This is a genomic window from Hydrotalea sp. AMD, from assembly GCF_004100315.1.
GTDB classification, from domain to species: domain Bacteria; phylum Bacteroidota; class Bacteroidia; order Chitinophagales; family Chitinophagaceae; genus Hydrotalea; species Hydrotalea flava.
Genome location: NZ_SCKY01000001.1, coordinates 14,465 through 27,744 on the forward strand (window position 1 = coordinate 14,465; position 13,280 = coordinate 27,744).

8 protein-coding genes are annotated in these 13,280 nt (G+C 36.3%); 7 read left to right on the plus strand and 1 reads right to left on the minus strand.

All coding sequences use genetic code 11. The features are described 5' to 3' along the window. Positions 1-106 precede the first annotated feature (106 nt). The 4 genes from EO766_RS00075 (at position 107) to EO766_RS00090 (ending at position 6,718) form a co-directional block, all read left to right on the plus strand. Positions 107-1,990, plus strand: a complete 1,884-nt coding sequence (locus EO766_RS00075) for a DNA topoisomerase IV subunit B (RefSeq protein WP_074420149.1) — start codon at positions 107-109, stop codon at positions 1,988-1,990. Positions 1,991-2,020: 30 nt separating this feature from the next. Further along, positions 2,021-2,854 carry a DUF1835 domain-containing protein gene (locus EO766_RS00080; protein ID WP_074420150.1) on the plus strand — a complete coding sequence of 278 codons (834 nt, stop codon included), beginning with the start codon at positions 2,021-2,023 and terminating at the stop codon, positions 2,852-2,854. 68 nt (positions 2,855-2,922) lie between these two features. Beyond that, positions 2,923-5,442 carry a DNA gyrase/topoisomerase IV subunit A gene (locus EO766_RS00085; protein ID WP_074420151.1) on the plus strand — a complete coding sequence of 840 codons (2,520 nt, stop codon included), beginning with the start codon at positions 2,923-2,925 and terminating at the stop codon, positions 5,440-5,442. A gap of 91 nt (positions 5,443-5,533) precedes the next feature. Continuing rightward, complete coding sequence (locus tag EO766_RS00090; protein ID WP_074419594.1) at positions 5,534-6,718, plus strand: acetyl-CoA C-acyltransferase; 1,185 nt, start codon at positions 5,534-5,536, stop codon at positions 6,716-6,718. Positions 6,719-6,780: 62 nt separating this feature from the next. Here EO766_RS00090 and mtaB read toward each other — a convergent pair whose 3' ends face one another. Then, positions 6,781-8,055: a tRNA (N(6)-L-threonylcarbamoyladenosine(37)-C(2))-methylthiotransferase MtaB gene (mtaB, locus tag EO766_RS00095; RefSeq protein WP_074419593.1), complete on the minus strand. Its 1,275-nt coding sequence runs from the start codon at positions 8,053-8,055 to the stop codon at positions 6,781-6,783. A 145-nt stretch (positions 8,056-8,200) separates the two neighbouring features. Between mtaB and EO766_RS00100 the strand changes: the two genes are divergently transcribed. The 3 genes from EO766_RS00100 (at position 8,201) to EO766_RS00110 (ending at position 13,277) form a co-directional block, all read left to right on the plus strand. After that, positions 8,201-8,500, plus strand: a complete 300-nt coding sequence (locus tag EO766_RS00100; protein WP_074419592.1) for a hypothetical protein — start codon at positions 8,201-8,203, stop codon at positions 8,498-8,500. Positions 8,501-8,725: 225 nt separating this feature from the next. After that, positions 8,726-12,007: a glycosyltransferase family 117 protein gene (locus EO766_RS00105; RefSeq protein WP_074420153.1), complete on the plus strand. Its 3,282-nt coding sequence runs from the start codon at positions 8,726-8,728 to the stop codon at positions 12,005-12,007. Positions 12,008-12,179: 172 nt separating this feature from the next. Then, positions 12,180-13,277, plus strand: a complete 1,098-nt coding sequence (locus EO766_RS00110; RefSeq protein ID WP_074419655.1) for a vWA domain-containing protein — start codon at positions 12,180-12,182, stop codon at positions 13,275-13,277. The last annotated feature ends 3 nt before the right edge of the window (positions 13,278-13,280 follow it).

Below are 13,280 nucleotides of genomic sequence, written 5' to 3' on the forward strand. Positions count from 1 at the left end.
CGTTCAATAATTTGTGTTGATATCTTCTGATGCACCAGCTCAATTTTCACCTTTGGGCAATGGATTGGGCTATTGTGCTAATTTTAGACATTAAAAATTGTGCATTATGGCAGTTGAACAAGCAGGAAAATATACAGAAGATGATATTAAAAGTTTAGACTGGAAAGAGCATATTCGCCTCCGGCCAGGTATGTATATCGGTAAATTAAGTGATGGTTCTGCACCTGATGATGGTATTTATGTTTTAATTAAGGAAGTTGTAGATAACTGTATTGATGAACATACCATGGGTTTTGGTAAAAATGTCAATATTAATATTGATGGGAAAACGGTGCATGTTCGCGACTTTGGCAGGGGTATACCATTGGGAAAATTGGTGGATGTAGTCAGTAAAATTAATACTGGCGCTAAATACGATAGTAAAGCTTTCCAAAAAAGTGTAGGATTGAATGGCGTGGGTACCAAGGCTGTAAATGCACTAAGTAGTTATTTTAGCGTTACGGCTTTTCGCGATGGAAAAATGAAAACAGCCGAATTTGAAAGGGGGAAATTAATAAAAGAAACCAAAGAAGAAAAAACATCCGAACCCAATGGTACGCTGGTAAGCTTTATTCCGGATGAGCAAATTTTTAAAAATTATCATTTCCGATTCGATTTTATTGAAAATCAGATCTTGAATTACTGCTATTTAAATGCAGGACTTGTAATCAATTTTAATAATAAAAAATTTGTAAGTAAAAACGGATTACTCGATTTATTAGAACATAAAACCAATTCTGATGAATTACGGTACCCCATTATACATTTAAAAGGAGAAGATATTGAAGTAGCCATTTCGCATAATAACGATTATGGAGAAGATTTGTATTCTTTTGTAAATGGTCAGTTTACCACACAGGGTGGTACACACCAGCAAGGTTTCAGGGAAGCATTTGTAAAAGTAATCAGAGATTTTTTCAAGAAAGATTATGAGGCTTCCGATATCAGAACCAGTATTGTTGCTGCCATTTCTATTCGTGTGCAGGAACCCGTGTTTGAAAGCCAAACCAAAACAAAATTAGGCTCTCAACACATGTTTGAAGGTGGCCCTTCCGTTAAAAAATTCATCGAAGAGTTTTTAGGTAAAGAATTAGATAATTATCTGCATCGAAATCCTGCCATTGCAGATGCGCTTAAAAAAAGAATTGAGCAAAGCGAAAGGGAAAGAAAAGAATTAGCAGGCATTAAAAAAATTGCCAATGAGCGGGCAAAAAAAGCCAACCTGCACAATAAAAAATTACGCGATTGCCGTATCCATTTTAATGATGAACCGCCCACTAAAAACAGACAGGAGTATATTGAATTAATGAATCAGTCTACCATTTTCATTACAGAAGGTGATAGCGCCAGTGGTTCCATTACAAAATCACGAAAAGTAGATTCACAGGCTGTATTCAGTTTGCGGGGTAAACCTTTAAACAGCTACGGACTTACCAAAAAAATTGTGTATGAAAATGAGGAGTTTAATTTATTGCAACATGCGCTTAATATTGAAGAAGGAATGGAGGGGCTGCGTTACAAAAACATTGTAATTGCAACAGATGCAGATGTAGATGGGATGCACATTCGGTTATTATTAATGACCTTTTTTCTGCAATTTTTTCCGGAACTGGTAAAGCAAAACCATGTATTTATTTTAGAAACGCCTTTATTCAGAGTGCGTAACAAACAGGAAACCATATATTGTTACGACGAAACTGAAAAGCAGGCTGCTATTGCAAAACTGGGTAATAAGCCTGAAATAACCCGTTTTAAAGGGCTAGGTGAAATTTCGCCGGAAGAGTTTGGACGATTTATTGGAGATGATATTCGCCTGCAACCTGTTTTATTGGAACAAGGCGATCATATACAACAACTATTAGAGTATTATATGGGCAAAAACACACCACAAAGACAGGAATTTATTATTGATAATTTAAGAGTAGAATTAGATTTGGTAGAAGCCGTTTAAAAAATAATGACTAAGTAAAACTATAGAAGCATGATGCATGTTGTTTTTAACACTGCCGATGTTGAGGTTTTAAAAAAAGCAATGGAATTAGATGAAACCTTGCAAGGCGATATAATTGAAATTAAAGACGATTTTTCTGTAGGCCCCGTTACAGATATTTATGAAACCTATGGCTATCAGCTACGGAGAGACTGGTGGAAGAAAGTACTGGAATATTCACCTTATGCCCATCAATTAGATATTGTTGATGATAAATTAACGGTATACAATTTGTGTAATCAATTAAATGAAGATAAAACACTGCATATTTGGATTTGGATGGGCCAAAACGCGCATGATGTGTGCGGCTATTATTGGTTAATGTCTCAATTAAGTGCATTTCAGGGGCAAGTGTTTGTTTTATACATGAATAATCTGCCATTCATCAACGAAAAAGGGGGTATATTTTATCCTGCTTATTTACATGAAATACAGCCAAAAGAATTTTTAAAAGCAAAAAAATTAGCCCGTCCCATTACACTCAGCGAATTTGAAGTAGACCCTGATGAATGGAAAAAAACCGGTAGTGAAAATGGTCTTGTACGAATTTTAGAAGGTGGTAAAAAAATTGTGAGCAAAGAAGTGAGTTATTATGATAAGGACATTTTGTCGGTTGTTGGTGTTGAGCCGCAGAAACTGCTGAAATTATTGCAACAGTTTTATTCAAAATCTAAATTAAAAATTGCCGATACATTTTTTGTATGGCGTTTACGAGAGCTGATGAAAGAACAAAAACTTGCTGCAAAAGGCAATTGGGAAAAGTGCTGGAAAGATATTGAAGTGATGCAGATGCAAACAGTGCATACAGAAAGTGAATCGTTGTAATGGTTTTGAATAAAAATGAATAAAGCGTTAAGTAAATAATCAATTGTTAAAAGCTTGTAGGGAAGATTATGGCAAATGAAAAAACAGAAAACACAGTATATCAAAACGATAATGGCATACAAGGACAATACAAAAACTGGTTTTTAGAATATGCCTCTTATGTTATTTTGGAAAGAGCAGTACCGGCAATGGAGGATGGCTTAAAACCCGTTCAGCGGCGTATTTTACATGCCATGAAAGAAATGGATGACGGGCGTTTTAATAAAGTTGCCAACATCATCGGGCAATCCATGCAGTACCATCCACATGGGGATGCTTCTATTGGCGATGCATTGGTAAATATGGGGCAAAAAGATTTGCTGATTGAAACACAGGGTAACTGGGGCGATATTCGTACCGGCGATGCAGCAGCGGCACCCCGTTATATAGAAGCCAGATTAAGTAAATTAGCGCTTGAAATTGCATACAATGCCAAAACAACCAATTGGCAATTAAGTTATGATGGACGTAAACTAGAGCCCGTTACCCTGCCTATGAAATTTCCATTATTATTGGCGCAGGGTGCTGATGGTATTGCGGTAGGGTTATCTACCAAAATTTTACCCCATAACTTTTGCGAAATTTGTGAGGCATCCATTAAATATCTCAAAGAAAAAAAATTTGAACTCTATCCCGATTTTCAAACGGGTGGGATGATTGATGTAAGCAATTACAATGATGGCAAACGCGGTGGCAAAATTAGAGTGCGTTGTAAAATTGAAGAGCTTGATAAAAAATCACTCATCATTCGCGATGTGCCTTATAGCGTTTCAGTTTCACAACTTTGCGAAAGTATTACCAAAGCCAATGATCAGGGTAAAATAAAAATTAAAAAGTTAACAGAATTCACCGGCAAAAATGTTGAAATTCAGGTTGATCTGGCTCCCGGTATTTCGCCTGATATTACCATTGATGCTTTGTATGCATTTACTGATTGTGAAGTGAGTATTTCTCCAAATGCCTGTGTTATTGTTGATCAAAAACCCGCATTTATTTCTGTAACTGAATTATTAAAGAAAGCGGTTGACAATACCAAAAATTTATTACAACAGGAACTCCAAATTAAACTGGGTGAATTAAATGATAAATGGCATTACACTTCACTTGAAAAAATATTTTTTGAACAGAAAATTTATCAGGAATTAGAGAAAAAATATCCAACCTGGGAACATGTATTACTGGCTATTGAAAAAGCTTTTGTGCCTTATTCAAAACAATTAAAGCGTGCCGTAACACGTGAAGATGTGATTAAATTAACCGAAAAGCCGGTTAGAAGAATTTACAAATTAGATATTGATGAACTCATCCGTCAAATTAAAGCCATTGAGGAAGAAATGAATCAGGTACAATATCATTTAGAACATCTTACCGAATACACCATTCAGTATTTCGAAAATTTATTAAAAAAATTTGGTAAGGGAAGAGAACGTAAAACCGAAATAAAACCCTTCGATGTTATTAAAGTACAACAGGTAGCCATTGCTAATACCAAAGTGTACATGAATCGTGCAGAAGGATTTATTGGAACATCCCTTAAAAAAGATGAATATTTGTTCGATTGTTCAGATTTTGACGATATTATTGTGTTTACCCGAAGAGGGATCATGAAGGTAATTCGGGTAGGTGAAAAAAACTTTATAGGTAAAGATATTTTACATGCAGCCGTATTTACTAAAAACGATGAACGCACTACTTACAACATGATATATGTTGATGGTGAAAGTGGTGTTAATTATGCCAAACGTTTTAATGTTACCGGCATTACCCGAGATAAAGAATATGATTTAACGAAAGGAAGCGATAAAAGTAAGGTGCTATATTTTTCTGCTAATCCCAATGGTGAAGCAGAAGTGGTTAAAATTATATTAAGCCCCAACTGCAGTGCCCGTAACAAAGAATTAGATTTTTATTTTGCAGAAATTGAAATCAAAGGAAGATCCAGTCAGGGAAATATTGTAACCAAATATCCCATACGTACCGTTAAATTTAAAGAAGCCGGAAAAAGCACTTTAGAAGGGCGCAAACTTTGGTTTGATCAGCAATTTGGCCGGTTAAATACTGATGAAAAAGGATTGTATTTAGGCAGTTTTGAAGATGAAAATATTTTGGTGATTTATAAAGATGGTAATTATGAAATTACCAATACCGAGCTCAACCAAAGATTTGATACAGAGAAAATAATTTTGATTGAAAAGTTTGATCCCAACAAAATCATTACCGCTATCTATAAAGATGCAACAAAAAACCAATTTACGGTAAAGCGCTTTAGGATTGAAACATCAACACTTCAAACCAAATTTTTATTTATCAAAGAGGGCGATGATAATTATATTGAAACTGTAACAACTGAAGAGGAGCCCATTTTAACTGTTGAAACCGGAAAGGGGGCTCAAGTGCGAAAAGCAAAATTTAAGATTTCTAAAATGGTAGAAGTAACCGGCTGGAAATCAGTTGGCGCAAAATTGATGGATTATGCAAAAGCCATTCAAATGCATTGGGAGGTAGCACCACCTGCCGATCAGCAACAACCGGAATTATTTAATGATTAATTCAATATTGTGTTGCTGTGAGGTTCAAAATTTTTATGATTTATTTACTAACGCTTGTTAGCTAATTGTATCTTTGTGCAAATATTGCAACATGGAAAAAAGAACAGTATACATTGTATCGGCTATAAGAACGCCGATAGGTAGCTTTGGTGGAAGTTTAAAGTCGTTATCTGCCACACAATTAGGTGCCATTGCTATTAAAGCTGCAGTTGAAAAAACAGGCATTGCCCCCGATACGGTGGAACATGTTTATATGGGGAATGTATTACAAGCCAATGTTGGCCAGGCACCGGCAAGGCAGGCTGCTATATTTGCAGGTTTGCCACCCAAAGTGGTTTGTACTACTGTAAATAAAGTTTGTGCCAGTGGTATGAAGGCTATTGCACAAGGTGTTCAGGATATTTTATTGGGCGATGCTGATGTGGTAGTGGCAGGCGGAATGGAAAGCATGAGTAACGTTCCATTCTATGTACCCAATATGCGTTGGGGTAACAAATATGGTGATAGTACTTTAATAGATGGTTTGGCCAAAGACGGACTGGTGGATGTTTACCATAATTATGCCATGGGTAATGCAGCTGAGCTATGTGCCAAAGAATGCCATATTTCAAGAGGTGAACAGGATGCATTTGCTATGGAAAGCTATCATCGAAGTCAGGCTGCCATACAGGAAGGTAAATTTTTTGATGAAATTGTGCCGGTAAGCATACCGCAGCGCAATGGCAATCCTGTTATTATTGATAAAGATGAAGAACCTTTTAACGTTAAATTCGATAAAATACCTTCTTTAAAACCGGCCTTTCAAAAAGAGGGTACCGTTACGGCTGCCAACGCATCTACCATGAATGATGGTGCTGCAGCAGTGGTGTTAATGAGTAAAGAAAAGGCAGATGCATTGGGTATAAAACCATTGGCCATCATTCGCTCTTATGCTGATGCAGAACAGGCGCCGGAATGGTTTACAACCACACCCAGTCTGGCAGTTCCTAAAGCTGTTGCAAAAGCCGGTTTAACCATGAAGGATATTGATTTTGTTGAAATTAATGAGGCTTTTTCAGTAGTAGGTTTGGTGAATATCCAAAAAATGGGATTAGATGCATCAAAAGTAAATGTACATGGTGGTGCAGTATCATTAGGGCATCCGTTGGGTTGCAGTGGTGCGAGAATTATTGTTACATTATTGAACGTTTTAAAGCAACATCAGGGTAAAATTGGAGCAGCGGGTATATGCAATGGTGGTGGAGGGGCAAGTGCCATGGTAATTGAGCTGATATAATTTGCCTGTTATTCAATAATAACCATACGCAGAATGCAAGTGTATCTATCAGCTTATGGTTTTTATATTTCCCAATCAACAATTTGATTGGCCCATTCTTTTCTGTAAGGTGTTTGTATGCGGATATAATTATCGGTATAGCCCTCCATCATGCCATTCTTTTCAGCATCTTCAAACAATACTTTTCGTTTGGCACCACTTTGTTGGGCGATAAAGTATTGTAATTTTTTAAAGGATAAGTTACGTAAAATTTTATTCCTTTCATTTCTAATGTGTATGGGAACAATGCCATCCATTGTTATGGCTAAAGTATTGGGCCTTTCTGAATAGGTAAATACATGCAGGTAACTCACGTCTAATTCATGCAAAAACTGGTGTGTTTCATGAAAGGCTTCATTCGTTTCGCCGGGAAAACCCACAATAACATCTACACCAATGGCACAATGCGGCATCAGGGTTTTAATTTCCTGAACTTTTTCACGATATATTTCTCTTTTGTAACGGCGGCGCATCAATCCGAGAACGTTATCACTTCCACTTTGTAATGGAATATGAAAATGCGGCATGAATTTTTTGCTGCCTGCAACAAACTGAATAATTTCGTTAGATAGCAAATTGGGCTCAATAGAAGAAATTCTAAATCTTTCAATTCCTTCAATATGATCTAATTGCTGAATTAACTGAAAAAAATTCTCCTGTTTCTTTTTGCCATCCGGCCCTTTCCCAAAATCGCCCAAATTAACACCGGTTAACACAATTTCCTTAATACCACTTGCGGCAATGGCTTCAGCATTTTTAATTACGGAAGCAATGGTATCGCTTCGGCTAATGCCTCTGGCCATAGGGATGGTACAAAATGAACAGTTATAATCACATCCATCCTGTACTTTCAAAAAAGTGCGGGTGCGATCGTTGATAGAGAATGCTGCATTAAATCCGGATACAGTTTCTATATCACAACTGTAAATGGTAGCAGATCCGGTGTTTTTTGTAAGTTGTTCAATATGTTGCACAATATTGAATTTTTCTGCTGCGCCTAACACCAAATCTACCCCGGGTATGTCAGCAATTTCTTTCGGTTTTAATTGAGCATAACAACCAATAATCACTACAAAACTATCCGGCGCCTTCCGTTGTATTCTTCTCACAATTTGCCGACACTCTTTATCAGCATTATCAGTAACTGAACAGGTGTTAATGACATAAACATCCGCTATGTCATCAAACGATTTTTTTTGGAAACCTTCCTGCTCCAGCCTTCTGGAGAGGGTAGAGGTTTCAGAAAAATTTAATTTACAGCCTAATGTGTGTAAGGCTACCGAGCGCTGCTTTTCCATGCCGCAAATATAAGCTGCCGGAAATATTTTTCTTCAGGTGTTTTATACTGCAATCAGCCTCTCATTGTATTGTTAGAATGGCGATAAATAACTTTTTATTAAAGTTCAAAATAGCTTAATTTGCTTTGATATAAATCAGTTTTGAGTGAGTAACAGTGAAAAATCACCACATATTCTCAATGCATCTTCTAATTTATTGGGTATTTGTTTTATTCTACTGGCGTCTTTAAAAGTGATGAATATTTCAGATAAAACTTTTATTGATGAAGTTACCACCATTGCCATTGTGTTATTTATGGCCAGTTGTATTTTATCGTTCATTTCTATCCGAAATAAAACAGAAAGAAGTCAGTTCTACGAAAATATTGCAGATATTGTTTTCATTTCGGGGTTATCATTACTCTTCATTACCACTCTTTTGTTTAGTTTTAATGTAATAAAATAGTAATGTTTCGTGCTATTCCCATCTCTCAGGTTAAAAATAATATGTTAAAACTCATTGTGTTCAAAACTAAAAGTTGTGTGGTAAGTGCATTTTTTTCAGTATAAAAACATCCATTCAAACTATTTAAACCTAAATTTCATAATAAAGTAGCATGTATTATACAAAGCATTTTAAATTTTCCTATTAAAAAGCTATGTTTGCTCCGCTCTAAAAAAATAGAAACCCATGAATTTTAAAAAGACCAATAATTTGGTAGGCTGGGCAGTTGCATTAATTGCCTGTACTGTTTATGTGCTAACTACTGAAGCGAATGGCAGCTTTTGGGATTGTGGCGAATTTGTAAGTAGCAGCTTCAAGTTACAGATCCCGCATCCACCCGGAGCTCCTTTATTTGTGATGTTGGGGCGCCTTTTCATTATTTTATTTGGTAACAACCCACTTACAGCTGCTAAAGCAGTGAATGTAATGAGTGCATTGGCCAGTGGATTTACTATTTTGTTTTTATTTTGGACCATTACGCATTTTGCCAGAAGAATTGCCAAAGTTGGTGTAAATGATACAATGACTACCACTCAAATATGGAGTATTATGGGTGCAGGTGTAGTGGGGGCATTGGCCTATACATTTACCGATTCCTTCTGGTACAGTGCCGTGGAAGGTGAAGTATATGCGATGAGTTCATTTTTTAGTGCAATCGTTTTCTGGGCTATTTTAAAATGGGATAACGTTGCCGATGAACCTGGTGCTGATCGCTGGTTAGTATTGATTTTCTTTTTAATTGGATTATCTATTGGTGTACACTTGTTGTGTTTACTCAATATTCCTGCAGTGGTAATGGTTTATTATTTCCGCAGAAGAGAGCAGTTTAATTTTAAAGCTATTCGCAAATGGTTTTTAATATTGGTTATTGCCGGTGGCTTTTTAGCATTTATTGCTGCTTTAATTGGCGCATCTGCCGATGCAAGTGATAATGTACCTGCCGATAATACGGTTGCAGCTTTAATGATTGTAGGTACACTGGCTGCCATTGGTATTTTGTATTTAGTAGAAAAAATTTACAAAGAGAAAAAAGAATATTATGCAGGCATTTATATCTTTTTCCTGATCGGCTGTATTTTAACAGGTGTGGTACAAATATTTGTAATTCAATATTCTATTAAATATGCCGGTGTATTTGACCGGATTTTCGTGAACAATTTAGGCTTGCCATTTTTTAGCGGATTTACTTTCTTTTTTATTGCATTAGCCGGATTAATTTGGTGGGGATTGCGTTTTGCACAAAAGAAAAACTGGGCGTATTTACGATTGGCTTTGTGGTGCTTTACATTTGTTTTATTGGGTTACAGTACTTATTTAACTACTATGATTCGCAGTAATGCCAATCCTGCCATTGATATGTATAATGTAGACAATCCTTTAAGTCTGGTTGGTTATCTGGGTCGCGATCAGTATGGTGATTTTCCATTGTTATACGGACAAAAATTTACTGCCAGCCCTGTTGATTATAAAGAAGGGGCTATGAAATACCAAAAAGGGAAGGATAAATACGTGACTATTGGTCGTGATGGTCATTATGTGTACATGCCCGATGATAAAATGGTATTTCCCCGTGTTTGGGATGCCAGTAACGATCAATATCATGCCGATTACTATGCCAGTTTTTTAGGCATACAGAAATACAGGGATAAAAACGGACAAGTACAATATGACAGAACTCCAAATCAATTAGATAATTTCCGCTTTTTAGTGCAATACCAGTTTTATTGGATGTATTTCCGCTATTTTGCTTGGAATTTTATTGGCAAACAAGATGATGTACAGGGCGTATTTATTGGAAATGTAAGAGATGGGAACTGGATTACGGGCATTAGTTTTATTGATAACCTGATTTATGGTAACCAAAGTTTATTGCCCGATAGCATTAAAAACAGTAAAGGCCATAATACACTTTTTGCATTACCCTTTATTTTAGGATTAATCGGGTTATTCTACCATTTCAAAAAAAGAGGGGATGATGCTATCAGCAACTTTTTATTATTCTTCTTTACCGGTATTGCCATTATTATTTATCTGAATCAGGCAGGTAATCAGCCTCGTGAACGAGATTATGCATATGTGGGCAGTTTTTATGCATTTGCTGTATGGATTGGGTTGGGTGTTATGAAGGTGATTGAATGGTTCAGTAAAAAATTACCACAATCAACTGCCGCTATTCTCGCTACCTTACTATGTTTATTAGCCGTACCTACCGTAATGGCGCAACAGGAATGGGATGATCATGACAGGAGCAGAAAAACTTTAGCCAGAGATTTGGCCAAAGATTATTTGGAAAGTTGTGCACCCAATGCCATTTTATTCACTTTTGGTGATAATGATACCTATCCGCTTTGGTATGCACAAGAGGTGGAAGGAATCAGAAAAGACATTCGTGTTATTAACTATAGTCTGCTGGGCATTGACTGGTATATTAATGAGTTGCGTTATAAAATTAATGAGAGTAATCCCATTGATGTAATATATACTGCTGATCAAATTGAAGGCAGAAAGCGTGATTATATTGTATACCAACCCAAACCCAACATTCCGCAAGATCGTTATTATGATTTGTACGATTTAATGAAGAATTATGTGGGCAGTAATGATCCCGATAAAATGGTGGATCGTGGTGGTGGAGATGTTATCAATACTTTCCCGGTTCGCAAAGTATCAATTCCGGTTGATACAGCATTGGTGCATAAAAACGGTACCGTTAACCCGGGAGATACAGTTGTTTCAGAACTTCGTTTTGAAATACCACGTGGCACTTTAATGAAGAATGATATTGCCATGCTGAATATCATCGCAGCCAATAAATGGAAGCGCCCCATTTACTTTACCGGCTACTTCAGCGACTTGGGTTTCCAAAAGTATTTAAGAAAGGATGGCTTATCGTATAGACTGGTTCCTGTTGAGAACCAATACATCAATACCGATACCATGGAAAATAACTTGTTGCATAAATTTGCATTTGGTGGTGCTGATGTAAAGAATGTTTATTTTGATGAAGAAAACAGAAGGCATTTACTAACCATCCGTCAGGCTTATGCCGAATTAGCCAGCGATTTGGCCGATAAAGGCCGTAAAGCGGAAGCCAGAGAAGTATTGGAAAAAGCAGATAAGGGCATGTTACAGGAAAACTTCCCTTATGGTATGGTAAGCAGAGCTAATTACCATGATAGAATTTCATTACAATTCTTAGATGCCTGTTACCGTGCCGGCGATACTACCCTGGCCGCAAAAGTGAGTGCTTCCGTTAAAAAAGATTTAGAACAGCAAATTATGTTCTACAACGGTTTATCGGGAAATAATGCAGAAAATATGGCCGATGATAAACAAACAGCCGAAAGCTATTTGAAAGCATTAGAACAGTTAAAAGAAATGTACAATCCTAAATTACCGGTACTGGAAAATGGAAAATTACCCGGAATGGATAGCGGGAAGTTAAAACAAGCTGTACCCGAAAAATAGATTGATTCTTTTAAATAAATTGAAAAGACCGCTCCAAAAGCCGGTCTTTTTTTAACTATATTACTTTTAAATTGTTAATTCATAATAGATAGTATTCTGATGGGGCTTTTAGATGAGAATCATTTACATGTATTAATATTTTTGTAACGTTTTTTTAAGTAGTTTACAACACATGCAAGGTCATCGTTTTATCGGGTTCAATCCTTCCGAAAATCAGCAATCAATTTTTGAACAATTGCTCAATATTTTCATGCAGTTACTCACCTATACCAATGGTGATGCTGCAGAAGCATTGCAATGGATGAATGAGTTAGATAAACAATATCAGCTTACCAACCCCGAATATGGTATGGGTGATTTTATTGAAGATTTGAAACAAAATGGTTATCTGGAAGAAAATGCAGTTACCGGTAGTTTTAAAATTACTTCTAAAAGTGAACAAACCATTCGTAAAAAAAGTCTGGAAGAAATTTTCGGAAAATTAAAAAAATCTAAGTCGGGCAACCACACTACTTTCAAACCCGGACAGAGCGATGAGATTAATCCCCAAACCCGCCCATTTCAGTTTGGAGATATGTTAGAGCAAATAGATTTTACACAAAGTATTCGCAATGCACAAATCAATCATGGTATTGAAAGTTTTTCAATGTATGAAGATGACTTGCAAATCAGAGAAACCGATTTTAGAACGCAAACTTCTACCGTATTAATGATTGATATTTCTCACTCCATGATTTTATATGGAGAAGACAGAATAACACCGGCCAAAAAAGTAGCCATGGCATTAAGCGAATTGATTACTACCAAATACCCAAAAGATACTTTAGATATTGTTGTATTTGGCAATGATGCGTGGACGGTGGAAATAAAAGATTTGCCCTATTTGCAGGTAGGCCCATACCACACCAATACCGTTGCAGGATTGGAACTTGCGATGGATTTATTGCGCAGAAGAAAGAATCCGAATAAACAAATTTTCATGATTACCGATGGAAAACCCACCTGTTTAAAAGTTGGGAAAAAATATTATAAAAATAGTTTTGGGATAGACCGAAAAATTTTAAATCGCTGCATTAATCTTGCTGCACAGTGTAAAAAATTAAAAATTCCAATTACCACTTTTATGATTGCATCTGACCCTTATTTGCAAAAATTTGTGCAGGAGTTTACCGAAATGAATCAGGGTAAGGCATTCTTTGCAGGATTAGATAAACTGGGTGCCTTTATTTTTAAAGACTTTGAAAGTGGGAAAAACAAAACATTATATTAATTG